We start from the raw sequence: 25,950 nt of genomic DNA, 5'->3' as shown, positions 1-25,950 counted from the left end.
ACTAACCTGTCATTGTAGTTGCATACCATAGCGGCTGCGCGGACGGTGGCCCAGAAAATTCCTGCTCACTTCCTGTACTTTCGCCAGATTCGGGTAATTATGGCTAACGGAAAACCAGATAGCGCACTAGCGCAGACGCCGGCATCGGCGCATAACATCAGTCGCATGAGTGCGGGGCTGTTCGCGTCGGCGGTCATTCTCGTTGTCCCGCTGTTAGTCTTGGTCTACCTCTATTTGAGCGAAATTAACCGCGAACTCAAGACCCTAGAGAAGCAGATAGGCAGTATCAGTGTGCTACAGCAGCTGGTGGCCCTACAGATTCACTTGACGGATGAATACTACAGCCGATATTACCCCAGCCCTCGAGCCGTTGAATTGCTCGTTCACAAGCCGGCGCAGATAAAAACAAAAAGCACGAGTGGTGACTTGGCGTTGTGGCAGTTTCAATTGAATGCAATGGATGATGTCTTACAGGCCAATTTCAACCAAGATTTGGGGTGGGACGCTCTGCGTGCACAAATGGTACCGCTTTGGGAGAGTCAGAATTGGCATCAACAATTGGCCAACATTCGCGCGCTTGACGTACCCTCCACAGAATTTACCCAGCGTTTGATGGTGGCGGCAAACCTTATCTGGAGCCCAGAGCAATCCGTGCGCGAACAAGCAAAAATGCTGTTCATGGATTTGACCACGGCTAAGCAATCGTTGTTGCTCACTACCGAATCTATAGCGCAATACGTCCATAGCAGTGTTGAGGGCAACAGGGAAGAGGCCTATCAACAGCTGCAATTAATGCTGATGCAGCTGGCTAATCTAGAGCGTGAGGGTGAGTTCAGTGTGCCAGAAGGCATCGATACCCAACACATTGCCTATGGAAACATCATCGAATTTGCGCAAAAGGTATTAAAGAAAAAGCGCAGGCTTGATTTTTTGAGTGTCGTTGCAGGCTCAGCAGAAGACATGGGATTGGCGCTGGACGTTGAAAAGCTCCGAGGCCTTACTTGGGATAAGTACAGTGAGCTTAATCGGGTTCAATTGCAGATTGCCGGTCAGTTAAGTCAAAAGCTCAATGGCGCACTGGAGCGCGAGCGACAATGGCGCTTGGTAGTGATGTTTTGGGTTGGTCTGTTAATTATATCGGCCGTTGTGTTGGGTGGTTACGTTGTAGTGAATATTCGCGGCACGCAGATTTTTCTCGATGAAGAAAATCAAATGCTTGAAGCGCGCGTAAAATCGAGAACCCAGGAAATTATATCCGCAAAAAATGAAGCGGAGCAGCTCAATCGGATATTGGGTAAACAAACTCAAATATCTACTGAGCTGGCCCGCAAAGCTGAAATGGCAAGCTCGGCCAAAAGCCTGTTTTTGGCGGCCATGAGTCATGAAATTCGAACGCCACTGAATGCAGTCTTAGGTGGGGCCAATATTCTTAGTAAGTCGAAATTAGATGATCGACAAAAAGGGATATTGACACTCATTACCCAGTCGGGAAAAACGTTACTGGAGCTCATTAACGAAATATTGGACTTTTCCAAAATTGAGGCCAATCAATTGGAATTGGAGTCAGCCCCGTTTGATCTAGAACAGCAATTGCTTGAAATTATTGGCATGTTCACACTGAAGGCGCGTGAAAAGGATATTGAGCTGAGTTTGTTTTTCGACAGTCGATGTGAAGGGGAGTGGATAGGCGACGCGTTGCGGATTAAGCAAATCGTTATAAATTTGCTCAGCAATGCCGTCAAGTTTACCGCCCAAGGCAGCATCGCATTGCGCGCGACTTTGTCGGACGAGCAGCATTTGCTAATTAGCGTAGAGGACACTGGGATAGGTATCCGAACGGAGCAGCTCAACAGCCTGTTTGAGGCCTTCGTACAAAGCGATAGTTCTACCACTCGAAAATACGGTGGTACGGGGTTAGGTTTATCCATTAGCAAGCGTTTGGCGGAAATGCACGGCGGTAATATTTCTGTGGTGAGTACGCTGGGCAAGGGCTCCACCTTTGTGGTGGCGCTGCCGTTAAAGCATAAAACGATGCCGGAAGCGCTCGCACCCCACGAGCAGTTAAAAATTTGTTTGCTGTGCCAGGCCCCTGAGCTAGAGCGCCAATTGCGGCAGTGGTATGGGCGCCTGCACGTCGTCGAAAGTGCCTTGGCTCTGCGGCAATATTTGGATCAGCTATCCCCGTCCAAGAATGAAAATTTGGTGGTGGTGGCTGAAAGTACGGCATTGTTACGAGATCAGGATCGGTGGCAAGGGAATGAGCCTCAATTGCAGGCGATGAAGCTCGAGGTCCCTTGGGTACTGCTAACGAACCAAAACGCTATCGACAATGATGACGGCCAGCATCTGCAAGAATTTCTTCAGCAACTCGGGCCCAATGTGCAATTGCCTATGCTCAGCAAAGGGAGCAAGTTGCGAGAGGCTATTCACTATGCCGCTGAGCGCTCTGACGGCCCGGCTGTTGACTGGATGCAAACCGAGAGCGATGTGCAGGGCACTCGCTTTAAAGGCCGCGTGTTACTGGCGGAAGACGTGGAGTTTAATCGTATTATTGCCTGTGAAATACTTGAGGCCTGTGGCTTAACAGTGGATTGTGTCAATGATGGCGCGCAAGCAGTTCGATTTATTCGCAGCTATTACAATCAACCGGAAAGTGATGAGCTACCCGTTAAGTTGGTGCTCATGGATTTACATATGCCAGAGCTCAATGGCCTGGATGCCACGCGTCAAATCCGTGAGCTGGAACAAGTTGCCTGCTTACCCGCCATGCCCATTGTTGCTATGACGGCCGATGTGCTGGTAGATACTCGCGTTAAAATTACCGAAGTAGGGATGAATGGTTATCTGCCAAAGCCCTTCGAGGAAGAGGATCTCGTTGAGTTGCTGGCTAAATACTTCCCGGTTGACGACAGTCCGGAAAATGGATCACATCCCGCAACGCAGACTCTGATGGCGCGCAGTGTTGCCGCTAATCAATCGGTCGCCGCTCCGGAAAAGCTTGCGCAGAACAACGCTGCGCAAGGTGCGGCCAGCGCTGCTGATGTAAAACCAATTGATGCCAGTAGGTCAGAGGATCCTATATTTGATCACGAGGCGCTGTTGCGTCGCGTGCGCGGCCGCTATGATCGTATGTCTGAGTTGGTTCAATCCTTTTTGGCGTCGCTGCCCGATTCTGTAAATAATATGGCGGCATTAGTGACGGCGGCCGAATATTCGGAGTTGATTTTTGCGGCGCACACCCTGAAGGGCTCTTCCGCGAATTTGGGTGCGGTAGAATTGCAACGTCGCGTTAGTCGCATTGAAGATGCTGCACGCAAGTTGCAGTCAAATCCCAAAGACACAGAGACCAGAGCAGCGCTCGAATATGAGTGGTCGATGATCAATGACAGTGTGACGCAACTCACCGCCACAATGCGTGGCTATTTAGAAAACAATAAAGGCGCGCAGGTCACCTGAACGCCAATGATTCAGGGCTCCGATTGATCAACCTTTGCAAATAATTGTGTTGCTGCGACAGCGCGATGCCAGCGTTGCAGTAGCGTTTTATGCTGTTTGTCAGACAGTGCTGGGTTGCAGGAGGAGTGCGCGTGCCAAAGCGAATGAATATCCGTCAGCGTGTTGAGCCACCCCAATTGCAACGCTGTTAAATAGGCTGCGCCTAAGACAGTCATTTCCTCCTGCGCCGGCCGATAGATTGATAGCTGTAGAACATCCGCCAGGCATTGCAAAAACGCAGCATTGTTGGTCATGCCGCCATCGGTGCGCAACTCGGAAATTGCCACGCCGTCGGCATGCAACGCGCTGAGCAAATCGTGTGTTTGCAGGGCGATGGATTGCAAGGCCCCAACCACCAGGTCGGCCCGGCTGGTGTCACGGGTCAGACCGAAGACTGCGCCACGTGCCGCGGGGTCCCAGTAGGGGGCTCCTAAACCCGTAAACGCAGGTACCCATGTTACTGGACTGAGTTTGCCGGCGTAGTCGGCCATCAATTGGTTACACGCATGGGCGCTGTCTATTAAGCCCGCGCCGTCGCGTAGCCATTGCACTGCGGCGCCGGCCACAAACAGGGAGCCTTCGTTGGCGAAGGTACTTTCGCCATTGATTCGGTAGGCCAAGGTGGTGAGTAGGCGGTGTTGCGATTGGGGTATATCGCGGCCCGCATTGACCATTAAAAACGCACCGGTGCCGAAGGTGCATTTAGCCTGCCCCTTGGCTATACAGGCTTGTCCCAGTAGTGCAGCCTGTTGATCGCCCACCATGGCCAGTACGGGAATTGCGGCCCCGAACCAATGGCTCGCACAGCGCCCAAATTCCGCGGTATTGTCCGCCACTTCGGGCAGCAGGCTGCGGGGCACATCAAATTGATCCAGCAAATCGTCATCCCATTGGCCCGAGGTCAAGTTGTACAGTTGCGTGCGCGAGGCATTGGTGGCATCGGTTTTGTGTGCTTGCCCCTCGGTGAGTCGCCACAGCAGCCAGCTGTCGATGGTGCCGCAGGCCAGCTTGCCCTGTGCCGCGAGTGCTCGAGCACCGTCGGTGTTGTCCAATAGCCATTGAATTTTGGTGGCGGAAAAGTAGGGGTCTAGCAGCAGGCCGGTTTTAGCTTGAATCTGTGGCTCCAGGCCCTGCTCGCGCAATTGGGCGCAGCGCGGCTGCGTGCGGCGGTCCTGCCAGACAATGGCGGGCGCAATGGGCTGGCCGGTGTCTCTGTGCCACACCACCGTGGTTTCCCGTTGATTGGTAATGCCAATGCCCGCCACTTGATCGGCGCCGATGCCGGCCTGCTGAAGCGCGTCGCGGCAAGTGGATAGCACCGATTGCCAAATTTCCTCTGCGTCGTGTTCCACCCAGCCGTCGTCGGGAAAGTGCTGTGCGAACGGTGCCTGAGCACAGGCCAGTACCTCAAACTTTCGGTTAAACACCAAGGCCCTTGAGCTGGTGGTGCCTTGATCAATGGCCAACAGATATTCTGAAGACATGTGGAAGTCCCGTTTATGCGTTTTGGTTCGAGTGTAATTCATGGGGCGTCATCTGAGCCAGCCTTGAACAAAGGCGTGGGGATTGGGGTATGATCGACGGACAAGGAAGCAACATAGTGATGTAAAAAGGTGTAGTAATGACAAGTGTATTAGAACAACTCACTGGCATGACCGATGTGGTGGCAGACACCGGTGACATAGATGCCATCAGCCGTTTTAAGCCCATGGATGCCACCACTAATCCCAGCTTGATTTTGGCCGCCGCGCAGCTGCCCGCCTATAAGTCGCTGGTCGATGACGCCTTGGCCAGAGCCAAGGGTGATGTGAGAGCCGCCGTCGATGCGCTGGCAGTGGCCATTGGTCAACACATTCTTACGAAAATTCCCGGCCGCATATCCACGGAGGTGGATGCGCGTCTGTCGTTCGATAGCGCGGCAATGATTAACAAGGCCCATGATCTGATCAGCGCCTATGAGGCCGCGGGCGTAAACCGCGAGCGCGTACTGATAAAAATTGCGTCTACCTGGGAAGGTATTAAGGCTGCCGAGGTGTTGGAGCGCGAGGGCATCAATTGCAATCTGACGCTGCTGTTTTCTTTCGCCCAAGCTGTAGCTTGCGCGGAGGCCGGGGTGTATTTAATTTCACCGTTTGTGGGGCGCATTTACGATTGGTATAAAGCGCAGGGCCAGTTGCCGGCCACGCCTGCAGAGGACGAGGGCGTGCGCTCAGTTCAGCGCATCTATCACTACTACAAGACGCACGGCTATAACACCGTTGTGATGGGCGCGAGTTTTCGCAACGTCGATCAAATTAAAGCCTTGGCCGGTTGTGATCGACTGACGATCAGCCCCGGTTTATTACAGGAGCTCGCTGAAGATCAGGCGGTCTTACCCCGTCAGTTATCTGCCGGTGAAGGCCCTGCGGAAGCCAAGCTGCAATTAACGCAAGCCGATTTTCGTTGGCATCACAATGAAGACGCCATGGCCACTGAAAAATTGGCCGAAGGCATTCGAAAGTTTGCCGCCGACCAAGTGAAATTGGAGCAGCTGTTAGCGCAGTGGTAGTGCCTTTTTAGTTTTACGTTTAAAACCGGTGCAGGCAGCTGCGCCGGTTTTTTTATGGGTGTTTGTGTGGTTGCAGGGATTTGCCCATCACCGGTTAAGCGGAATGATTGTTCGGTATAAGTTGAATAATTGTTCGTAAAAATTGCAGTAAAATCAATTGTTTACAGGTTTTGCACTATGGCGCTAGAATCCGCGGCCCGCCAAAATTACGGGCTCCGCTGCCAACCATAGGTTTTCTGCTCATGTCGACATTTAACACGCCTTTTTACCAGATTGATGAAGCAGCGCTGCTGAAAAACATGGAAAAAATGGCATTTGTTGCGCAGCACTCCGGCGCCAAATGTTTACTGGCGCTCAAATGTTTTGCCACCTGGCCGGTGTTCGATCTGATGCAGGACTATATGGCGGGCACCACTTCGTCGAGTTTGTACGAAGTGAAGTTGGGGCGGGAGAAGTTTGCCGGTGAAACCCACGCCTACAGCGTGGCGTGGGCGGATCACGAAATTGACGACGTACTGCAAAACTCTGACAAGATTATTTTTAATTCCTTGACTCAATTAGCACGGTTTCGCGAACGTTCCGAAGGCTGCGCGCGAGGCCTGCGGGTCAACCCACGGGTCAGCAGCTCCGACTTCATATTGGCCGATCCAGCACGCCCCCACAGCCGCTTGGGCGAGAGCGATCCCGCAAAAATTGCGGCGGTGCTTGATCAAATTTCTGGTTTTATGTTTCACAATAATTGCGAGAACGGCGATTTTGCGCTGTTCTCAAAAATGCTTGACCACATAGAATCCACCTATGGCGAACTATTGCATAAAGTGTCTTGGGTAAGCCTCGGCGGCGGCATACATTTCACCGGTAACGATTACCCGCTCGATGCCTTCTGCGCGCGCTTAAAGCGCTTTGCCGACACCTACCATGTACAGGTGTATCTTGAGCCGGGCGAGGCCTCCATCACCAACACCGCCAGTCTCGAAGTGACGGTTTTGGATATCGTGCACAACGATAAAGACATTGCCATCGTCGATAGCTCCATCGAAGCGCACATGCTCGATCTATTGATCTATCGCCTGCCCGCAAAATTGAACGAGCAGGGTAGTCACCGTTATCAAGTGTGCGGCAAGTCGTGCTTGGCGGGCGACATATTTGGCGAGTTTGATTTCCCGGCGCCGCTGCACGTGGGCGATCGGTTAAGCATTCAAGATGTGGCCGGTTACACCATGGTGAAGAAAAATTGGTTCAATGGTCTGACCATGCCGAGCATTGTGATCAAGCGCCGTGATGGGCGCTTAGAGCAGGTGCAGAAATATGAGTTTGCCGATTACCTGGCGAGCTTTGGCAATCAATCGTAATTTAAATCACTGTTTCACAACTGAAGGAAAAGGGCACTGATCGCCGTTTTCGAGGAGTTTATTATGTCCAAAAAAAACGTACTGATTATCGGCGCCGGTGGCGTGGCAAAAGTGGTGGCGCACAAATGTGCCCAACACAATGATGTACTCGGTGAAATACACATTGCCTCGCGCAATATTGCAAAGTGTGAAGCGATTATTGGAAGCATTGCGCGCAAGCAAAACTTAAAAGTTCCGGGCACCTTGCAAGCGCACGCGGTTGATGCACTCGATGTGCCTGCGCTTGTGGCGTTGATTCAGAAAATCGGCGTGTCCATGGTGCTTAATTTGGGTTCTAGTTTTGTCAACCAAACGGTATTGAAGGCGTGCATAGAAGCGGGCGTAGCCTATTTGGATACCGCCATCCACGAAGACCCTGAAAAAATTTGCGAAACGCCGCCATGGTATGCGAATTATGAGTGGAAGCACAAAGATGCTTGTGCCGAGAAGGGTGTAACCGCTATTTTGGGTGCGGGCTTTGATCCGGGCGTGGTCAACGCCTACGCCGCGCTGGCCTGTAGTGAGTATTTCGACAGCGTGGATTCCATTGATATTCTGGATGTGAACGCGGGCAGTCACGGAAAATATTTCGCAACCAATTTCGATCCTGAAATTAATTTTCGCGAATTTACCGGCCAGGTGTGGACCTGGCAGAATCGCGAGTGGACCTCAAATTCCATGTTCGAAGTAAAGCTTACGCGCGATTTTCCCGTCGTGGGCGAGCAGTCGCTGTACCTCACCGGCCACGATGAAATTCATTCGCTAAGCCAAAATTTAGACGTGCCCAATGTGCGCTTTTGGATGGGCTTTGGCGAGCACTACATCAACGTATTCACCGTTTTGAAAAATCTGGGCTTGTTGTCTGAAAAACCGGTGACCACGGCCGAGGGCCAAAGCATAGTGCCGTTAAAAGTGGTTAAAGCGGTGTTGCCAGATCCCGCGTCCTTGGCGCCTGCCTACACGGGCAAAACCTGCATCGGTGATTTGGTGAAAGGTGTCAAAGATGGTCAGCCCAAAGAAGCCTTCTTCTACAATATTTGCGATCACGCAGAAAACTACGCAGAAGTGGAAAGCCAAGCCATTTCCTACACCGCTGGCGTGCCCGCGGTGGCTGCGGCCCTGCTAATTGCCGATGGCACCTGGGACGTGGGTAAAATGGTGAATGTGGAAGAGCTGCCGCCTAAGCCTTTCTTAACAAAATTGAGCGAGCTGGGTTTAACCACTTTTATGCAGGATGCAGAGGGCGAGCGTCAATTGTTCTAATTTGCAGCGTAATCCGAGGGACAGCACGCAATGTGTTGCCCATCCCATCGCCGGCTGGGTGATGGGATGGGGTGATTGGATTGGGTGATGGAGTGGCACCCATGGCGAACACTTCGCCTATGCCATTTCAATCACTGCAATAGAAATATTGTTGCGCGAGTCAATTAGCGCGAACTTCTTACTGCGGTAATGTCTCGTTGATCATTTAATGTCACTAAGTGGTCGACGCGCGCGGGCAGGGTGCGCAGCATGTGTTCAGTCAAGCGCTGGTAATGGGCGATGAAACGCGCTAATTGCTCTGCCGACATAATGCCGATAGGCGATTCAACTTGCGTGTGTTCATGGCTGGCGCGCCACTGCGCGAGCAGTTGTCGCTCCTGCTCGCTGCGCCAGCGTTGAACGCAACTGAAGTTTGGCGCTTGTAACATCACCCATTCATCCACGCGTGCAAACCAATGTGGGTATGTGTTTGCGAGGGCGTCGTTAACGAACTGTCGCCAGTGGCCGCTCGCGTCATCTCTGGCCTCTAATTCATTGACCGGCTGTGCAAGCTCAGCTGCAGATTGCGGTGGGCACCCCATGCACCAGCCTTCGATAATGATTACTGCTAGCGGTTGTGTTTGTTGATGCCATTGATCGCTGGGGGCGCGGTCGTCGCGGTGCTTGTCAAAGTGCGGAACTGCCGTGGGCTCACCGCGAGCGAGTTTATCTAACACTGCTATGGCGAGTGATACATCGTGAGTACCCGGCACTCCGCGGGTGGCTAGCAGTGGATGTATGCGGTGCGCCAGCTGTTGGCGCTCGGCGCGCGTGAGGTAAAAATCGTCTTGGGATAGGCTCAATGTGGCAATGTTTTTAGCGTTGAGTTGCTGTGCTAAAAATGCTGCCAGGGTGGACTTGCCGGAGCCCTGACAACCATTAATGCCCAATACGAAGGGCTTGGTGACTCGGGCAAGGTGTCGCAGCAGCGCGTCAAAATGCGGTGCAGAGGTGTCGAGAAATTGCTGTGCGATGGGCGTGGTCAGTATGTGCGTCACCGTCATTCCTTGGACTGCCGAAGGCCTTGTCAGCCGGGTATCAGCATGAGCCGCAATGCGTGCGCGGCATTGCGGCTCTTTCTTGGGGTAGCACCCCAGGGGTTAGATTTCTTCGAATCGATTTTCCTCGACGTTTTTTACGCATTTTGCCGGATCAAATACGCGACCATTCATGGCGATGTATACGCCTTCAGGCAGGGTCTGTGCCGCCATGACGGCTGCACCTAAGTTAAATACGGCGTCGGAGTCGCGAAATTCCGCGGGGTACATGGCGCCCATCAAAACAATGGTTTTGCCTTCAATGCCCTGCAGTGCCATGCCGGTTTTGGTGAGCGTATCAGTGCCGTGTGTGATAACGATGTTGTGGCCGGTTTGTTGCTCTACGGTTTTGCGCACGAGTGCTCGGTCTTCCTCGCTAATATCCAGGCTGTCTTTGCGAAACAGCGGGATGATGGCCGTGTCTAATGTTACGCCCGCGCGCTCCAGAATTTTAGGTGCCTGTGGCTGGCCAATGTGATAGTCGTTCTTGGCGTCGTAGTAAATTTTGTCGATGGTGCCGCCGGTGGTGATGATGGTGACGCTCATATAAACCTCAATAGCTGGTGGTGCGGGCAATAATACCAAAGGGCTAACCTATGGTTGCCATTTGTGCGAACAGGTGTGACGAACAGTATGGCAAAAACCCGAGGGCTTGTTGTGCCTGCGCGCGGTAGCGAGAGTCGGGTACAATGCGCGCCCACGCAAGGGTACAGCAAGGTCATGGCGAAAACAGTGTTAATAGTGGGCTATGTGTGGCCCGAACCCCGATCATCTGCCGCTGGCACACGCATTGTGCAGCTCATTCGCTGGGCGCAGAGCGCGGGCTATACCGTGACCTTTGCATCGGCCTCTGAACCCGGAGAGGCGGCAGAGGATCTCACTGCGCTGGCCGTCGAGTGCCATTCGGTAAGGCTTAATTGCAGCAGTTTTGACGACTTTGTGCGTGAGCTGGCGCCGGAGCTGGTTATATTCGATCGATTTATCTGCGAAGAGCAGTTCGGTTGGCGCGTTGCCAGCGCCTGCCCGCAGGCTCTGCGAGTGTTGGATTCCGAAGACCTGCACTGCCTGCGCGACGCCCGCGAACGCGCCCACAAGGCCGGCAGACCGGTGTTGACGCCCGTGGATGACGATTTGTTTAGCGATATGGCGCAGCGCGAGCTGGCCAGTATCTACCGATGCGATATCACTCTGGTGATTTCCGATGCTGAGCTGGCCATATTGCGACAAGAATTTAACGTGCCGGCGGCGCTGTTACACCACTGCCCCTTCATGTTTGAGCCGATCGATCCCGCCCATTGGACGCCCCTCACTGAGCGTCAGCATTTCGTGTTCATCGGCAATTATCGTCACGCCCCCAACTGGGACGCCGTGCGCTATCTGCGGGAACTCTGGCCCGCCATACGGCAGCAGTTGCCCGAGGCCGAGTTGCATCTCTACGGTGCTTATCCCCCTAAAAAAGCCATGCAGTTAGACAATCCTGCCCTGGGTTTTCGAGTCTTGGGTTGGGCACCCAATGCCTACACCGTGTTGGCACAGGCGCGGGTGTGTTTAGCGCCGCTACGTTTTGGCGCGGGTATTAAAGGCAAGCTAGCGGAGGCCATGGCCTGTGGCACGCCCAGTGTCACCACTGCCATCGGTGCTGAAGGCATGACGGCAATGGGGCGCTTAGCCTGGCCTGGTAAGGTGGCAGAGTCCGATGCGGATGTGATCAAGGCGGCGGTGGATTTGTATGAACAGCCGGATTGCTGGCGCACCGCGCAATCGCACTGTGCTCCGGTGTTTAATGCGCTGTTTGATCGTGCGCGCGTAGAGCAAGCGTTGAGCGAGCGCCTTGCGCAGATACAACACAATCTCAAGGCACACAGACTGCGCAATATTACGGGCGCCTTGTTACAACAACAGCATTACCGCAGCACGGAGTTCATGTCGCGCTGGATTGAAGTGAAGACGAGGTTAAAAGCCTTGGAAGATGCTGAGTCCGACGCATAGTAAATTGCTATCGAAACTCGGTGCTAACGCAAAAGACTATCTGGCGGCAAACGCCAAATAGTCTTGCGAAGTAGGCGCAGGGTCAGGCAGATTTACGCACGTTATCGTCGTATTTTTTGCTGAGCACATCGTAAAACTGTTCGCGCAATTTGTAGATGTCTTGCTTGAGGTCGGCAATCTCTTGATTGCTGATATCCCGCCGGCCTACGTACACCTGTTTGCGGAACAGGGCGATTTGAGCACCGTACAAGCGCAAGTTTTTCTCCAGCCCCTTTTCGCCGATCAATAATAGGTTGGCCTCGGCGTCAGCCATGCGCCGAAATTCCTGCACCAGCTCGTTGTTGATATTGTCCAGCTCAGCCCGACGCGCCTGTGGCCAGCGCGCGCCAAAGCGCACCGACTCAATCACCAGCGCCGAATATTTGGCGAAGCTGTGGCTGACGTTGCCCATTTGGCGAGAGACTTCCTCGTATATTTTGAGCTTGCGTTTAGCGGCAATAGACTCCGGTGAGGCCGGTTGGCTGGGCTTGCGATAGTGGGCAAACCATAGGCCTATGGCCAGCAGTAAGGCACCCATGCCGATTTTTGCCAGTGTATCGAGTAGTGACCAAAATGTTGCTTGATCCATGGTAAAACCCTCTGGAAACTGAGCGCGACGTCAATTAATTGACGGTTCGCTCGCGTTAACTGTTCATGGGAGGGGTAGAGCAAAAGTTGGGCCAGCGTGAATTTATGCGTGGGGGTTAAAGTGGGCGGGGCGGTTGCGCAGCGGTTCCAAAATGGGTTCAAGGCCGTTGACCTTGATTTCGAAGATGAGCGCCAACAGCTCGCCCAGTTTTCCCTTGGGGAACCCCTGACCGCTAAACCACACCAGATAGGGCTCCGGCAAGTCGGCCAGCATTTGGCCTTGGTATTTTCCGAAGGGCATGGGCGTGGTGACCAACAATTTTAAATACTCGGGCGGGAAGGGTGCGTCGTTCATGCTTAGCCACCTGCCAATTTGACGGTATAGCCGCGCTTTTCCAGCTCGGTTTTGAGCTTGTCGCGCATGTCACCTTGGATTTCGATGTCCCAATCTTTGACGGATCCGCCCACACCGCAGACCTGCTTCAGTGCTTTGGCCAGTGTTTTGAGTTCACCTTTGCCGAGCCCGAGGCCGGTGATCACGCTCACGGATTTGCCCCCACGCCCTTTCGAACTGCGCTGTATGCGCACGATCCCGTCGCTGTCTGGCGGCGCTAAGCTCTGGCTGGGCGCGTCTATACGACCGGACTCCGTCGAGTATACCAACCGGCTATTTTTGCTCATGTTGGGGCTCCTCTGCAGCATCGACTTTTTGCAGTTTTTGAAAATAGATGCCGGTGAGCACCATGGACACGCCGAGCGAAAAGAGCAGGGCGGGATTAATGCCGAGCCAGCCGCTGTAGGCGAATATAGGCGCTAAAAAAACCGACACAAATAAACCGCTGCTGATGAGCTTTTCAGCGCGTTCGGGGAGGGTGATCTGTTGTTGGCAGTGTGGGCACGGAAAGGCTTGCCGCTTTAAATAGACTTGCAGCAGGTTCTGCTCCTTCAATTGGGCCTTGGTGACCGGGGTTTGGCACCAAGGGCATTTAAGGCGGGACAAAATAAGCGACATGGCGGTGACATCCTGTAGTGGGGTGCAGTTGCCTTCGCGCCAGCGCGATTGGGCATTGCAAAATGATCGGGCTATTGTAATCCTTGGCGGCCTCGTATCAACCATTCCGTCAGAATAGGGTTACACCCCATGAACGATGCTCAGAATCAGAGCCCAGCGACGCTACGCACGCGCATATCCGACATCATTTTTGGCTATGACACGCCCGCCGGTCGCGCCTTTGATTTGGTGCTCATCGCGCTGATTTTGTTGAGTGTGGCGGTGATGATGCTGGAAACCCTCAAGGGCCTAGGCGAGCAGTGGGCGCTGGCGATGTCAGTGGCGGAGTGGGTGTTTACCCTGATTTTCACGCTCGAGTATGGCGTGCGGGTGTATGTATCCTCCGACCGCTGGCGCTATATAAAAAGTTATTACGGCTTGGTGGATCTGCTGTCGATTTTGCCGAGCTATCTCGGTTTGTTTTTCGGCGATCTCAACTACCTACTCACCATTCGATTACTACGCGTGCTGCGCATTTTCCGCATTTTAAAACTCGTGCGCTACCTGAAAGAAGCCAATGTGCTGGTGCGCTCAATGATGATGGCGCGCCGTAAAATCTTGGTGTTTTTTAGCTCTGTATTGGTGCTGACCACGGTCTTCGGTTCGCTGATGTATGTGGTGGAAGGGCCGCACAATGGCTTTACCAGTATTCCCAAAAGTATTTATTGGGCCATTGTCAGTATTACCACTGTGGGCTACGGCGACATCACGCCGCAAACGCCCATCGGGCAATTTTTGGCGGCACTAGTGATGCTCACGGGCTACTCAATAATTGCCATTCCCACGGGCATTTTTACCGCTGAATTGGTGCAGCAGGTGACCCAGCAGCGGCAGCAAGCGCGCTGCGGTCAGTGTGACAAAGGCAATCACGAATCGGATGCACGCTTTTGTAAATATTGCGGTGCCGCGCTGCCCGAGTAGCGACCATTGTCGCTATCAGAGTCGAAGCCAGATTCATTGCCAAACTATGCTGATAGCCAATAGTGCAATCACAACGGCGAACACGCGGTTCAGGCTTTGTTGATGGCGCTTGAGCCATGCGAGTACGGCAGGGGTCGCCAGCCCCCACGCCACCAGTAGGTACCAAACGGTGTCGATAACGCCGGCAGTCAACGCCAAAATCAATTTGTCTTGCAGGTTGGCATCCACGTCGATGAACTGACTAAACAGCGCCAAAAAGAAAATGGCCATCTTCGGATTTAGCGCCGCGATGAGCAGCCCGCTGACGAATCCCTGTGAGCCTTTTTGAGGGTGTTGTTGGGTGGTGCCCGCCGGCGCGGTAAAACTTTTGTAGGCCAGGTACAGTAAAAATGCCGCGCCCGCATAGCGAATGGCATCGAACACCAGGGGCGAGCTGGCGATGATAACTGCCAGGCCCAGCGCCGTGGCCGCCGCATAACCCGTGACGCCCAGCCCGTGTCCGATGGCGGTCAGCATGCCGGCCCGACGACCGTGATTGACAGTGTTGTTCATGACCACGGCTAAACTCGGCCCCGGTGACATAGCGCCGAGCGTGCAAATTCCAGCCACCGCGAGCCAACTGCTTAACAACATGTCCAAATTCCTCGTAATTATTCGTGCGCAATGGCCACGGAGTGTGCAGATTTCACGGTACAATTGCCAGCTTTTGCACAGAGCCAATCGTTATGCCGGAATTTTCAGTGCAGGGTGATATCGCGCCCGGTTTTGAGCCCGTGGCCGAGGTTTTCGCCGACCTTCAGCGAGCATTGCCTCAGGGCGCGGCGCTCGCAGTCTACCGCGACGGCGAGCCGTTGCTCGATATTTGGGCCGGCGCGCGCGACAAGGCCGGCGAGCTGCCGTGGGTGGCCGATACGCGGGTCAATATCTTTTCAGCGGGCAAGCCCTTGGTGGCCATCGCGGTATTGCAGCTCGCCGCTAAGGGCGTTTTGTCGTTGAACCAACCCATAGCGGATTTTTGGCCGGAATTTGGCGCCAACGGCAAGGCCTCCGTCACAATTGAGCAGGTGTTGTGCCACCGATCGGGTGTCAACGCGTTTCATACTCGGGTTGCCGATGCCGCCATTTTTGATCCGGCGCAGGTGCGCGCATTGGTCGCGGCCGAGCAACCCTGGTGGACCCCGGGTGAAGCCCAAGGCTATTCGCCCATTCTGTATGGCTGGATATTGGCCGAATTGGTGCGGCGCGCCAGTGGTGCAGCCAATTTCAATGAATACTTTCAGCAACAGATCGCAGCTCCGCTGGCGCTGGGCATCGCCTTTGGTGTGCCTGAAGCAGAGCAATCCTTGCTCGCCGAGGTGGGCGCAATTCGCGGCGCCAAAGCCGAGCAGGGCGTATTGCAATTAGGGCGCGCCATGAAGGACGACCCGCAAGGGGTGGTCAATAAAGCCTTCACTAACCCCATGAGTTTGATGGTGGGAACTAATGGCGCAGCGTGGCGCGGGGCCGAAATTCCCGCGGCTAACGGCCATGCTTCGGCGCGAGATTTGGCCCGTGTCTACGATGCCTTGATCAGCGGCGAACAATTGCTGCCGTTGGCCCAGCGCGAGGCCTGTTGGTTAGAGCGATCATCCGGCGATGATCGGGTATTGCAAACGCCAATGCGGTTTTCCCTGGGCTTTATGCTTACCCAAGAGGGCGGCGATCGGCGCTTGGGGCGCGGCGCGCGCGCATTCGGCCATGCCGGTGCCGGTGGCTGCTTGGGCTTCGCCGATCCAGACTACAATCTAAGTTTTGCATTTGTGTCCAATCAAATGGCGCAAAGTCTACTCATCGATAGCCGCGCGGAGCGGCTAATCAACGCCTTATATCAGGTCATCTAGAGGAGTTTGGCATATGTCAGAAGAATCCATGGCGGCCTGTGTCGCTCGGTTAGAAGAACTGGAAATCAGGCTGGCGTTTCAGGAGGATATGCTGTCTGAACTCAATACTGTCCTGTCGCGCCAAGATACTGAGCTCCTGCGCCTGCGCGAGCAGGTGAGAACCCTCAGTGAAAAACACTTGGACCTGCAATACCGCGTTGACCAAGGCAGTGAAGCTGGCGATGAGCGCCCCCCTCATTACTAGCGGCCAACAACGAAATCGGTCAAAAGGCACTTTCTAGTACTTTGGTCATTAAATTTGTGCGCTGAATATCAGCAAAAAGGCTAGATCGAGCAGCAGAGCTTCATGCGTCGGCTAAACTCATGGTGGAGATGTCTACGCATGGAGATGCAGGCTCGCAATGTCAGCCCACCCCACCCGGTCACAACTAGACGATAATTGGTCGACCCTCGACTCGAGTGCGGCAGCGGCTTTGTGCTGGCGGGTGATGACAGACAATGACGTAGCGCTGTGGCACTGGACGATTCCCTCGGGTGAATTTCAGTTGTCCCCCCAATTTATCGCGCTGGCCCAATTGCCGACCCGCCAGCCGATTCAACGCTTGGATGACTTTCTGCGTTTGGTGTCGCTCCAGCATCAAGGGGTATTGTTGGCGCAGGTGGGGCGCATGCTCAAAGGCGCACACACGCGCTTTGAATGTCCGCTCACATTGCACAATGGACGCCAGTTAGTGTTCCTTGGCACCTTTGATCCAGAACGCAAATCTGCCACGGGACTCGTGGCGCCCGCGCTGCTTGCCGAGCCGCTAGAGAGCGACAATTACGCGCAGTTATTTGATAGTTTATTTCAACACAGTCACGTCCCCAAGGCGCTACTAGATGCCCGTGGTTGTATGATGCGCGTCAATCCCGCGTGGGAGCGGATGTTTCAGCAAATACCCGGTCAGTTTTTACAGCGCCATGCGCATTTTAATCTGTTGGCAAGCCCCGGTTGCTCGCTTACCGATGACGAAAAGGCGGCGATTCAGGCGGGCCTTGCCGCTGGTCAGCCACAAACCTTTAACTTTTCATTTGCGCTGGCGAATTTGTTGGACATTCAACCCGCCGAGGCGCCCACCCTTCACTTGCGTGCCACTCACGCGCCATTGTTGGATTATGATGGTCAATTGCGCTGTGTATTGGTGGTGTATGAAAACCGCTCGGAAGAGCTGCGCGCAAGTAATGATCTGGCGCGCAATACTCAGCTATTAACCGGTGTGCTGGGTCAGCGCAGTGCACCGCCGGTGGCCGTTAAGGATCTGGAAGGCAATTACCTTTTTGCCAATAAGTTATATCAGCAATTGTTTATGGGCGCGGCCACTAAAGTTCAGGGTTTGCGTGATGAACACTTGGTGGACGCCGCCACCGCAAACTTGTTGGCGCTGCGCGAGCGGCAGGTGATGGAGCAAGATAGAGCCATTACCTCGGAGCAAAGTTTGCCACTTTTTGCAGATCACCCGGCGCGATTCATTTGGTCTAGCTTTCCTGTGCGCGACGAACACGACAGCGTGTTTTCGATCGGGCACCTGTTTACCGAAATTACCCATTTGCACGAGCAGCGGCTTGTCATCGCTAATCAACGCCAAGAATTGCAGTTACTGTTGGACAATGTTCAAGACATTATTCTTTATTTAGATCAATGGGGGCGCGTTAAACACGCAAATACTGCGGCCAGTGCCTTTTTTAAAGGTACTCATCTGATCGGTAAAACACTGGTTGAAGTGTTTCGAGACTGCCATCAAATGGCGCAATTGCAGCGTGAAGTGATGCAGGTGGTGCGCACAAACATTGCAGAAGTCGGGGTGACAGAAGCACTGCATTTTGGCGATCGACAGTATTGGTTCTCCCTTGATAAAGCGCCTACCACTGATACCGACGGAATCGTTAATGGCGTGCTACTAGTGATGCGCGACATCACCAAAGAAAAAGTCATTGAGCAAGAATTGCAAGACAGTGAGCACCGCTACCGAGCCTTCATTGCTAACAGTATGGATGGCATTTGGTGCTGCCGTATTGAACCCCCCATCGATACGCGCCTGCCGGTTGAAGAGCAGGTAAAACAGTTGGGTGAACGGGCGGTGTTTACCGAGTGCAATCAGGTGATGGCCGAACTTCGCGATTGTGAAAGTGCCGATGCACTGCTCGGGGTGCCCATGTTTGATCACGGTATTGAAACCCATCGCAGTGCGATGTGTCAGTTTGTGGAATCCGGCTACCGACTGCGCGACATTAACACCTTTCGCGAGCGGGCCAACGGTGAGCGTATTGAGCTAACGGTCTCGACCTTGGGGATTTTGGAGGGACATGCCTTAAAACATGTTTGGGGAATCACTCGCGACGTCACTGAGAAGCGCCGCTATTTGGCCGAAATGGAGTATCAAGCGCAACACGATGCACTCACGGGATTGCCCAACCGAAATTTTCTCTACAGAACATTGCGCGAACACTTTAGCGAATGTCCGGAAAGCCAGAAGATGGCACTGCTGTTGATTGATTTGAATCGCTTTAAAGATCTAAACGATACCCTTGGGCACCAGGTTGGCGATAGATTATTAAAACAGATAGGCCCGCGGCTGCAAGAAGAGCTGCGCGACGTGGAGTCCTTTGTGGCGCGTTTGGGCGGGGATGAGTTTGCGGTGTTTTTGCCGCAAATTCGCAATGAACAGCAGGCCGTGGTCGTAGCGCATCGGTTGATGGAAGTGATTCGTGAACCCTACGATTTGAAGGGGTTTACTAGCGAAATTGGCGCCGCGATTGGCATTTCTTTGCGGCCCCAGCAAGCCAAAGATATCAGTGCATTAATGCGCTTTGCCGATGTGGCGATGAGCAATGCTAAGTCACAATACTCGGGCGTTGCCATCTACAGCCCAGAAATAGATCCGCATTCCCCCAAGCGTTTTTCGCTCATGAGCGACTTGCGGCGCGCTATTCGCGAAGATGAATTGATGATGCATTTCCAGCCGAAAGTGGAGTTGCACACTGGGCGCTTGCACGGTTTTGAAGCGTTGCTGCGCTGGAATCACCCAACCCTTGGCTTTGTGCCGCCCGGTGATTTTATTCCTATGGCCGAGGCCACGGATATTATTCACCCGCTCACTGAATGGGTCTTGGAGGCGAGCATTCGCCAGTGCCGGCAGTGGCACCAGCAGCGTTTCTACGTGTCGGTGGCAGTGAATCTATCGACGCGCAATTTAATGGATGAGCGTCTGCCCAAAAAGCTGGCAGATTTATTGACCAAAAATGATTTGCCTGCGTCGGCCCTGGAGTTGGAAATTACGGAAAGCGCCATCATGGAAGATCCTGAGCGAGCGCTTCTACTTTTGCAGCAAATCAGTGATCTCGGCATTAAATTGTCCATTGATGACTTCGGTACTGGCTACTCCTCGCTGGCTTACCTTAAGCGATTGCCAGTTCAAGCGCTTAAAATTGATTATTCCTTTGTACGATTGCTACTCGAAGATAAGCAAGATGAAGTGATCGTGCGCTCCACGGTGAATCTTGGCCACAACTTAGGTTTGCATGTGGTGGCAGAGGGCGTAGAGGATCAACCGACATTAGATTGTTTAATTGATATGGGCTGCAATCAGGCGCAGGGCTATTTTTTAGGTCGGCCTATGCCGCCATCGGCGGTACCTGAGTGGTATGCATCGGCCCCTTGGGAGGCCGATGTGGAGGAGGGCGATTTGCCGCCAGATTTTTCGACGGACAATTGAGCGCGCAACGCGCTCGCGTTACATCTTGTCGCTAACTTCTATACCCAATAACTCCAAACCTTGCGCCAAGGTGCGCGCAGTGGTCTGACTCAGCTGCAAGCGACTGGCGCGCATGGGCGCGTCAATGCCGTCTTTTAGAATTGGGCAGGCTTCGTAGAAACTCATAAACTGGCTGGCCAACTCGTATAGATAGGTACACAGCACGTGCGGTAGGGCTTCGGCGGCCACTTGGTTTAAGGCCTCTCCGAATTGCAGCAGGCGCAGCGCCAGCGCTTTTTCTTGGTCCGCTGCCAGTACGATGGGCGCATCCGCGGGCAGTTCGCCGGCCTTGCGGAAGATACTTTGAATGCGGGTGTAGGCGTACTGCAGGTAGGGGCCGGTGTTGCCTTCGAAGGCTAGCATGGCGTCCCAATTAAAAATGTAATCGTTGGTGCGCGTTTTTGACAGGTCGGAGTATTTCACCGCGCCAATGCCCACTTTGCGCCCAATCTCTTTCGCTTCGGCCTGCGACAGCTCTGGATTTTTTTCAGATACCACAGCGGTGGCCCGCTCAATGGCTTCGTCCAACAGCTCGGCCAACTTTACTGTGCCACCAGAGCGTGTTTTAAAGGGCTTGCCGTCGGTTCCCATCATGGTGCCGAAGGCGTGGTGCTCCAAGCTCACCTGATCGCTGACGTAACCGGCTTTGCGCGAGAGCGTGAACACTTGCTGCATGTGCAGTGACTGTCGTGCATCAATGAAGTACATAATGCGATTGGCGCCCAGGTGATTGACGCGATAGCGCATGGCGGCCAAATCGGTGGTGGCATAGAGGTAGCCGCCACCTTGTTTTTGAATAATGACCACCGAGGGGTTGCCCTCTTTGTCTTTCATTTCATCTAAGAAGGCTACCACGGCGCCCTGATCTTCAACGGCGATGCCGCGCGCCAATAAATCCTTTACCAGCACTGGCAGATCGTCGTTGTAGCTGCTCTCGCCCATGACGTGTGAGCGGTTCAGGGTTACGTTTAACGTGCGATAGTTGTCTTCACCGTGTTGCAGCGAGATGTCTTTGAACTTCTCCCACAGACCCAAAATGTGGGCATCGCCACCTTGCAGTTTGACCACGTAATCGCGCGCCTTGTGGGCAAAGGCCTCGTCGTCGTCGAAGTGTTTTTTGGCTTGCTGGTAGAACTGCTCTAAGTCTTTTAAGGCAAAGCCGGCACTGTCTTGGGTGGCCAACTGTTCTTCAAGTTCCGCAATTAGCATGCCGAACTGGGTGCCCCAGTCGCCCACGTGGTTCTGGCGCAGCACGGTGTGGCCTTGAAACTCCAGTAGGCGCGCTAAAGCGTCACCGATAATGGTGGAGCGAATGTGGCCGACGTGCATTTCCTTGGCGAGGTTGGGGGAGGAGTAGTCCACCACCACGGTATCGGGTTTGGTCACTGGCGCGAGCGCTAGGCGCGCGTCCTTCAAGACCGCGTCCACTTGCGCCGCTAACCACTCGGGCTTTAGATGAATGTTGATAAAACCAGGGCCAGCCACTTCCAGTTTCTCAGCAATGTCATCGAGCGCTAAGGCACCCACGATTTGCTCAGCCAGCGCGCGCGGGTTGGTTTTCATCTGTTTAGCGGCGGCCATGGCGCCATTGATTTGGTAGTCGCCAAAGCCGGCTTTCTTGGCCGGCGCCACGTTGGGATTGACGCCCTCTGGGATGCCGACGGCGGTCATGGCCGATTGCGCTTTCTGGGTAAGTAATTCGCGGATATTCATAGGGTCCGTTGCAGGCCTGCGCCCGCGCTGAGATGACTGGAAAAAGGAAGCGAATTTTAACGGCCCTAGAGCCATATGCAAGGCGCAATCGGGGTGAGGGTTGTGTAAAGCCCGTCGCGGTTCGTTACACTGCCATCTTATTTTGGGTAATTAGGAGTCTCACATGCCCCATTCAGCACCTACGCCGACCGACATTCACGCCCGTCTAGAGGCCGTGCGCGGTCAGATGGCCAATGCCGGCGTGCAGGCCTACATTCAACCTCGCGCCGATGAATATCTGGGCGAGTATGTGCCGGCTTGCAACGAGCGACTGCTGTGGTTGTCGGGTTATACCGGCTCTGCGGGCTTTGTGGTGGTGTTGGCGGACAGCGCGGGCATCTTTGTCGATGGCCGCTACACCATTCAAGTGCGCAATCAGGCGCCCGCCGAGTGCTACAGCTATCACAGCATGAGCGACGATAATTTGGCCGACTGGTTAGCGGAGCGACTACCCGCTGGTGCAAAGGTGGGTTACGACCCGCGCCTGCACACCTTGGCCTGGGCGGAGCGCACTGCGCGTGCGCTGAGCCCCTGCAAATTAGCGCTATCAGCCATGGACAGCAACCCTGTGGACGCCAGTTGGGCCGATCGGCCGGCGCCGGGCAAGGCCCCCATCCGGCTCTATTCTCATGCGGCAGCCGGTGCTAACAGCGTGCAAAAGCGCCAGCGAGTGGGGCAATTAGTGGCTAAAGCCGGGGCGGATGTGGCGTTGATAAGCGCCTGTGATTCCATTGCCTGGCTACTCAATATTCGCGGTGACGACATTCCCTGTTTGCCGGTGGTGTTGGGTACAGCGCTGTTACAGACCGACGGCCAGATGATCTTTTTTACCGATACAGACAAATGCATTGAGGCCCTCGCTGAGCACGTGGGCGAAGGCGTCAGTTTTCGTCCAGAAGCTGATCTTGCCACCGTGCTCGCCACGTTAAAGGGCCAGCGGCTGCTGGCAGACCCCGCGGAATCCAATGCTTGGTGCCAGCAGCAGGCCGTGCAGGCCGGTGCTGAGCTCATCGCGGGTGCCGATCCGGTGGCACTGCCCAAAGCGGCTAAAAATGATGCGGAACTGGCGGGCATCCGGCAGGCGCACCTGCGCGACGGCGCCGCGGTCTGCCGGTTTTTGGCCTGGCTCGATCGCGAAGTGGCTGACGGCCGCTTTTACGACGAAGGCGAATTAGCTGATAAATTGCTCAGTTTTCGCCAGGCGCTGCCCGAGTTTTTAGACCTGAGCTTTGACACTATTTCCGCCGCCGGCGGCAACGCGGCCATGTGTCATTACAACCACATGAACGGCACGCCCGCCATGCTGCCCAATAACAGTATTTATTTAGTGGACTCGGGTGCGCAGTATGCCGATGGCACCACAGACATCACCCGCACCGTCGCCATTGGCAACGTCACCGACGAGATGCGCCGCATGGTGACCTTGGTGCTCAAGGGCCATATCGCACTCGACTGTGCCCGTTTTCCCAAGGGCACCAGCGGTCACCAGCTAGATGTATTGGCGCGCCAATTTTTGTGGGCCGAAGGCTTTGATTTTGACCACGGCACCGGCCACGGGGTGGGGCACTACTTAAGTGTGCACGAAGGGCCTCAACGGATCTCCAAGGCGCCTAATGCCGTGCCCTTGTTACCGGGGATGGTGTGCTCCAATGAGCCAGGTTACTACCGCGATCACGCCTTTGGCATACGGTTGGAAAACCTCGTGGCCGTGCGCCGATGTGACTCGCTCGTGGGCGCTGAGCGCGAGATCTATGAATTCGAAGCCCTGACGCTAGTGCCCATGGACACACGGCTTATGGATACCCAATTGATGACGGCCGCCGAGATTGATTGGGTGAACCGCTATCACCGCCGGGTATTCGATGCCATGGCACCTCAATTGTCGGGCGATGACCTGCACTGGCTGACCATGGCCACCCAGCCGTTAACAGCCGGATAAGCGTGTAAGGAATTGCTCTACATTTCGAGCAATTCCCCAATTCTTTGCCATACTGATTGACAAGCATAATCAATTGGGAACTTTGGCTTACTGTGCGCATTCTTATCTGTGATGATTCCGGCATGGCGCGCAAGCAGGCGGCTAGGTCGCTACCTGCAGGTTTTGCAGAAGAAATCACTTTTGCTGAACATGGCGCAATGGCCATGGATGTTTTCAAGCAAAAGACGATCGATTTACTCCTGTTGGATCTAACCATGCCCGTGATGGACGGATTCGAGACGCTCGCGGCCATCCGAGAGCAGCAAATCGAATGCGGTGTCGTGGTTATTTCTGGGGATATTCAGCCCCAAGCCCGCGAGAAGGTCATGGCATTGGGTGCCTTGGACTTCATTCAAAAGCCCATAGACACAGAAAAACTGCACAAGACGCTACGCGACTACGGATTTATTGGCGATGCCCCGCCGGCCGAAGCGTCTGGCGATGCCAGTGCGCCAGCCGCGCCAGCGCCACCACCGATCATAACCACCCCCGATACCGAAACCAGCCCCCTTGATAGCCTGCGCGAAGTGTCCAACATCGCCATGGGTGACGCCGCTGCCAAACTCGCCATTTTGCTAAAAACGTTTATCCAGTTACCGATTCCGAATGTGGCTTGGTTGACGCCTGCGGAGCTGGAAATGGCCATGGGCGTGTTTCAATTAGGTGGTCAAACTGTGGTGTCGCAGGGGTTTGTATCCCGAGGTCTCGCGGGAGAGGCCATACTCTATGCAGATCGCGATGGCGTGACTGGCGTACGCAAATTGATGGCCGGCCTTAAATCTGAAAACGAGACGAATAGCGCCCCCATTCTGGACGCCGCGTCGGTGCTCATTGGAGCCTTTTTATCGCGCTTCGGTCACGAGGTGGATTTGACCTTCAGTAAAAGCCAACCAATATTGCTGGGCCAGAATGTTATGGGCACGGAGTTTGTCTATAACTCCGCGCTCGATGACGTCTTGTTAATTGAAATTCCCTACGAATTTTCAGAATTAGAATTTGGTTGCGACTTGATGATTCTATTGCCCAAGGCCAGTGGAGATAAAATGCTGGATCGCGTTAGCCTGTTATTGGATGAGGGCCAAAGCTAATGGAAATGCGTGAAATTCATTGGCTGATGGATATGGTTACCCACATCGATTTGGGTTTGGTGGTCTTTGATCGCCAGGGCAAGATTGCCGTGTGGAATCATTTCATGGAAAACCATTCCGGCTTAAGTTCCACTGAAATGCGTGAACAGTGTTTGTTTGATGTCTACCCAGAACTGAAAAAGGATTGGTTTCAGCGCGAGCTCGATACCGTTCTACTGCTGGAAAACGAAGTTTTCATCACTTGGGAGCAAGTGCCTCATTTGATGGGTTTTGCCGCCTATCGCCCCATTACGGCCAAGTCACATTACATGTATCAAAACGTTGTGCTGCGCGCAATTCGCAGTGCTAGCGGCGAGACCGATCTGGTGTCGATGACACTGTACGATGTAACCGATATTGCATCCAACAAGTTGGCGTTGGAATCGGCCAATAAAGAGTTGGCTATCTTAAGTCGCACGGATCGCCTCACCGGTTTATTCAATCGCGGTTACTGGCAAGAACAATTGGAGTCTTCGTGGGCGTTACATAAGCGCTACAACCGCCTGTACAGTTTGGTCATTTTTGACATAGATCACTTCAAAAAGGTCAATGATACCTATGGCCACCAGGCCGGCGATGAAGTGATAAAACTGGTGGCTGAGTTGGTGCAAGATTGCGCTCGCGATAGCGATTGTGTTGGCCGCTATGGCGGCGAAGAATTTACGGTCATATTGCCGCACACAGATGCTGAAGGCGGCCGTGTATTTGCTGAACGCTTGCGCAAAATCATAGAGGCGCAGGAGGTGGTGCATGAAGAGCACACAATTAAATTCACCATCAGTTTAGGTGTGGCTGAAATATCGCCCCATTTTGGTTCAGAAACGGGATGGCTAGAAGCGGCAGATCAGGCGCTGTACCAGTGTAAGCACGGCGGCCGCAACCAAACGTGCATTGCCCCAACGCCTGAACCGCCCAAGTAAATACTGCTTCCAATCAATCCACTCCCCAGCCCAGAGCGCCGGTGTGCCGGCTTTTTTCAGGATCAGACTCAGGCTCAGACTCAGACTCAGACTCAGACTCAGACTCAGACTCAGGCTCAGGCTCAGAATAAGATAAAGTCT

The 25,950-nt window shown here is 54.0% G+C and carries 21 protein-coding genes; 12 read left to right on the top strand and 9 right to left on the bottom strand.

Annotation, left to right across the window (positions count from 1 at the left end; genetic code table 11):
• Positions 1–99 precede the first annotated feature (99 nt).
• Positions 100–3,456: a hybrid sensor histidine kinase/response regulator gene (locus tag FHS30_RS10355; protein ID WP_183910416.1), complete on the top strand. Its 3,357-nt coding sequence runs from the start codon at positions 100–102 to the stop codon at positions 3,454–3,456.
• A gap of 11 nt (positions 3,457–3,467) precedes the next feature.
• Here FHS30_RS10355 and glpK read toward each other — a convergent pair whose 3' ends face one another.
• The gene (gene glpK / locus FHS30_RS10350) at positions 3,468–4,979 is read right to left on the bottom strand and encodes a glycerol kinase GlpK (RefSeq protein ID WP_183910415.1); all 1,512 of its coding nucleotides are present in this window, start codon (positions 4,977–4,979) and stop codon (positions 3,468–3,470) included.
• Between the two features lie 137 nt (positions 4,980–5,116).
• Here glpK and tal point away from each other — a divergent pair, with 137 nt between their 5' ends.
• The 3 genes from tal (at position 5,117) to FHS30_RS10335 (ending at position 8,697) form a co-directional block, all read left to right on the top strand.
• Entirely contained in the window at positions 5,117–6,043 is a 927-nt protein-coding gene (gene tal, locus FHS30_RS10345) for a transaldolase (protein ID WP_183910414.1), read from the top strand.
• A 242-nt stretch (positions 6,044–6,285) separates the two neighbouring features.
• Positions 6,286–7,395, top strand: a complete 1,110-nt coding sequence (locus tag FHS30_RS10340) for a carboxynorspermidine decarboxylase (RefSeq protein ID WP_183910413.1) — start codon at positions 6,286–6,288, stop codon at positions 7,393–7,395.
• A gap of 63 nt (positions 7,396–7,458) precedes the next feature.
• Positions 7,459–8,697 (top strand): saccharopine dehydrogenase family protein, encoded by a 1,239-nt coding sequence (locus FHS30_RS10335; protein WP_183910412.1) that lies wholly within the window; start codon positions 7,459–7,461, stop codon positions 8,695–8,697.
• Between the two features lie 164 nt (positions 8,698–8,861).
• Here FHS30_RS10335 and FHS30_RS10330 read toward each other — a convergent pair whose 3' ends face one another.
• Complete coding sequence (locus FHS30_RS10330) at positions 8,862–9,734, bottom strand: hypothetical protein (RefSeq protein WP_221197256.1); 873 nt, start codon at positions 9,732–9,734, stop codon at positions 8,862–8,864.
• A gap of 102 nt (positions 9,735–9,836) precedes the next feature.
• On the bottom strand, positions 9,837–10,319 hold the full coding sequence (locus tag FHS30_RS10325) for an asparaginase domain-containing protein (protein ID WP_183910411.1): 483 nt from the start codon (positions 10,317–10,319) through the stop codon (positions 9,837–9,839).
• A 174-nt stretch (positions 10,320–10,493) separates the two neighbouring features.
• Here FHS30_RS10325 and FHS30_RS10320 point away from each other — a divergent pair, with 174 nt between their 5' ends.
• Positions 10,494–11,762: a glycosyltransferase gene (locus FHS30_RS10320; protein WP_183910409.1), complete on the top strand. Its 1,269-nt coding sequence runs from the start codon at positions 10,494–10,496 to the stop codon at positions 11,760–11,762.
• 82 nt (positions 11,763–11,844) lie between these two features.
• Here the strand turns inward: FHS30_RS10320 and FHS30_RS10315 are convergent, their stop codons facing one another.
• From FHS30_RS10315 to FHS30_RS10300, 4 genes are all read right to left on the bottom strand, one after another.
• Positions 11,845–12,390 carry an energy transducer TonB gene (locus tag FHS30_RS10315; RefSeq protein ID WP_183910408.1) on the bottom strand — a complete coding sequence of 182 codons (546 nt, stop codon included), beginning with the start codon at positions 12,388–12,390 and terminating at the stop codon, positions 11,845–11,847.
• A gap of 102 nt (positions 12,391–12,492) precedes the next feature.
• The gene (locus FHS30_RS10310; protein ID WP_183910407.1) at positions 12,493–12,744 is read right to left on the bottom strand and encodes a DUF3820 family protein; all 252 of its coding nucleotides are present in this window, start codon (positions 12,742–12,744) and stop codon (positions 12,493–12,495) included.
• 2 nt (positions 12,745–12,746) lie between these two features.
• A complete protein-coding gene (gene yciH / locus FHS30_RS10305) occupies positions 12,747–13,070 on the bottom strand; it encodes a stress response translation initiation inhibitor YciH (protein ID WP_183910406.1) in 324 nt (107 codons plus the stop codon).
• Positions 13,057–13,401 carry a hypothetical protein gene (locus FHS30_RS10300; protein WP_183910405.1) on the bottom strand — a complete coding sequence of 115 codons (345 nt, stop codon included), beginning with the start codon at positions 13,399–13,401 and terminating at the stop codon, positions 13,057–13,059. Before FHS30_RS10300 ends, yciH begins: the two co-directional genes overlap by 14 nt.
• Positions 13,402–13,530: 129 nt before the next feature.
• Here FHS30_RS10300 and FHS30_RS10295 point away from each other — a divergent pair, with 129 nt between their 5' ends.
• Positions 13,531–14,361, top strand: coding sequence for an ion transporter (locus FHS30_RS10295; RefSeq protein ID WP_183910404.1), 831 nt, complete (start codon positions 13,531–13,533; stop codon positions 14,359–14,361).
• 33 nt (positions 14,362–14,394) lie between these two features.
• Here the strand turns inward: FHS30_RS10295 and FHS30_RS10290 are convergent, their stop codons facing one another.
• Positions 14,395–14,994 (bottom strand): LysE family translocator, encoded by a 600-nt coding sequence (locus FHS30_RS10290; protein ID WP_183910403.1) that lies wholly within the window; start codon positions 14,992–14,994, stop codon positions 14,395–14,397.
• A gap of 92 nt (positions 14,995–15,086) precedes the next feature.
• On the opposite strand from FHS30_RS10290, the gene FHS30_RS10285 reads away from it, so the two are divergent.
• From FHS30_RS10285 to FHS30_RS10275, 3 genes are all read left to right on the top strand, one after another.
• Positions 15,087–16,241 (top strand): serine hydrolase domain-containing protein, encoded by a 1,155-nt coding sequence (locus tag FHS30_RS10285; RefSeq protein ID WP_183910402.1) that lies wholly within the window; start codon positions 15,087–15,089, stop codon positions 16,239–16,241.
• A gap of 13 nt (positions 16,242–16,254) precedes the next feature.
• Complete coding sequence (locus FHS30_RS10280) at positions 16,255–16,485, top strand: SlyX family protein (RefSeq protein WP_183910401.1); 231 nt, start codon at positions 16,255–16,257, stop codon at positions 16,483–16,485.
• Positions 16,486–16,642: 157 nt separating this feature from the next.
• Positions 16,643–19,993 (top strand): EAL domain-containing protein, encoded by a 3,351-nt coding sequence (locus FHS30_RS10275; RefSeq protein ID WP_183910400.1) that lies wholly within the window; start codon positions 16,643–16,645, stop codon positions 19,991–19,993.
• Positions 19,994–20,011: 18 nt separating this feature from the next.
• Here FHS30_RS10275 and argS read toward each other — a convergent pair whose 3' ends face one another.
• Entirely contained in the window at positions 20,012–21,745 is a 1,734-nt protein-coding gene (gene argS, locus FHS30_RS10270) for an arginine--tRNA ligase (protein ID WP_183910399.1), read from the bottom strand.
• Positions 21,746–21,908: 163 nt separating this feature from the next.
• Between argS and FHS30_RS10265 the strand changes: the two genes are divergently transcribed.
• The 3 genes from FHS30_RS10265 (at position 21,909) to FHS30_RS10255 (ending at position 25,809) form a co-directional block, all read left to right on the top strand.
• Complete coding sequence (locus FHS30_RS10265; protein WP_183910398.1) at positions 21,909–23,723, top strand: aminopeptidase P family protein; 1,815 nt, start codon at positions 21,909–21,911, stop codon at positions 23,721–23,723.
• 92 nt (positions 23,724–23,815) lie between these two features.
• Positions 23,816–24,850 (top strand): response regulator, encoded by a 1,035-nt coding sequence (locus tag FHS30_RS10260; RefSeq protein ID WP_183910397.1) that lies wholly within the window; start codon positions 23,816–23,818, stop codon positions 24,848–24,850.
• Positions 24,850–25,809 (top strand): sensor domain-containing diguanylate cyclase, encoded by a 960-nt coding sequence (locus FHS30_RS10255; RefSeq protein WP_183910396.1) that lies wholly within the window; start codon positions 24,850–24,852, stop codon positions 25,807–25,809. Before FHS30_RS10260 ends, FHS30_RS10255 begins: the two co-directional genes overlap by 1 nt.
• The last annotated feature ends 141 nt before the right edge of the window (positions 25,810–25,950 follow it).

The organism is Simiduia aestuariiviva (assembly GCF_014192475.1).
GTDB lineage: Bacteria > Pseudomonadota > Gammaproteobacteria > Pseudomonadales > Cellvibrionaceae > Simiduia > Simiduia aestuariiviva.
Note: the sequence above shows the minus strand (reverse complement) of the source record. Positions and strands in the feature narration are given on the sequence as shown.

Excerpts from the sequence above, each read along its gene's own strand:
- tal (WP_183910414.1), top strand. The coding sequence starts at position 5,117 with ATGACAAGTGTATTAGAACAACTCACTGGCATGACCGATGTGGTGGCA.
- FHS30_RS10320 (WP_183910409.1), top strand. The coding sequence starts at position 10,494 with ATGGCGAAAACAGTGTTAATAGTGGGCTATGTGTGGCCCGAACCCCGA.
- FHS30_RS10315 (WP_183910408.1), bottom strand. The coding sequence starts at position 12,390 with ATGGATCAAGCAACATTTTGGTCACTACTCGATACACTGGCAAAAATC.
- FHS30_RS10265 (WP_183910398.1), top strand. The coding sequence starts at position 21,909 with ATGCCCCATTCAGCACCTACGCCGACCGACATTCACGCCCGTCTAGAG.
- yciH (WP_183910406.1), bottom strand. The coding sequence starts at position 13,070 with ATGAGCAAAAATAGCCGGTTGGTATACTCGACGGAGTCCGGTCGTATA.
- glpK (WP_183910415.1), bottom strand. The coding sequence starts at position 4,979 with ATGTCTTCAGAATATCTGTTGGCCATTGATCAAGGCACCACCAGCTCA.
- FHS30_RS10275 (WP_183910400.1), top strand. The coding sequence starts at position 16,643 with ATGTCAGCCCACCCCACCCGGTCACAACTAGACGATAATTGGTCGACC.
- argS (WP_183910399.1), bottom strand. The coding sequence starts at position 21,745 with ATGAATATCCGCGAATTACTTACCCAGAAAGCGCAATCGGCCATGACC.
- FHS30_RS10290 (WP_183910403.1), bottom strand. The coding sequence starts at position 14,994 with ATGTTGTTAAGCAGTTGGCTCGCGGTGGCTGGAATTTGCACGCTCGGC.
- FHS30_RS10325 (WP_183910411.1), bottom strand. The coding sequence starts at position 10,319 with ATGAGCGTCACCATCATCACCACCGGCGGCACCATCGACAAAATTTAC.
- FHS30_RS10310 (WP_183910407.1), bottom strand. The coding sequence starts at position 12,744 with ATGAACGACGCACCCTTCCCGCCCGAGTATTTAAAATTGTTGGTCACC.
- FHS30_RS10280 (WP_183910401.1), top strand. The coding sequence starts at position 16,255 with ATGTCAGAAGAATCCATGGCGGCCTGTGTCGCTCGGTTAGAAGAACTG.
- FHS30_RS10340 (WP_183910413.1), top strand. The coding sequence starts at position 6,286 with ATGTCGACATTTAACACGCCTTTTTACCAGATTGATGAAGCAGCGCTG.
- FHS30_RS10255 (WP_183910396.1), top strand. The coding sequence starts at position 24,850 with ATGGAAATGCGTGAAATTCATTGGCTGATGGATATGGTTACCCACATC.
- FHS30_RS10335 (WP_183910412.1), top strand. The coding sequence starts at position 7,459 with ATGTCCAAAAAAAACGTACTGATTATCGGCGCCGGTGGCGTGGCAAAA.
- FHS30_RS10300 (WP_183910405.1), bottom strand. The coding sequence starts at position 13,401 with ATGTCGCTTATTTTGTCCCGCCTTAAATGCCCTTGGTGCCAAACCCCG.
- FHS30_RS10285 (WP_183910402.1), top strand. The coding sequence starts at position 15,087 with ATGCCGGAATTTTCAGTGCAGGGTGATATCGCGCCCGGTTTTGAGCCC.
- FHS30_RS10355 (WP_183910416.1), top strand. The coding sequence starts at position 100 with ATGGCTAACGGAAAACCAGATAGCGCACTAGCGCAGACGCCGGCATCG.
- FHS30_RS10295 (WP_183910404.1), top strand. The coding sequence starts at position 13,531 with ATGAACGATGCTCAGAATCAGAGCCCAGCGACGCTACGCACGCGCATA.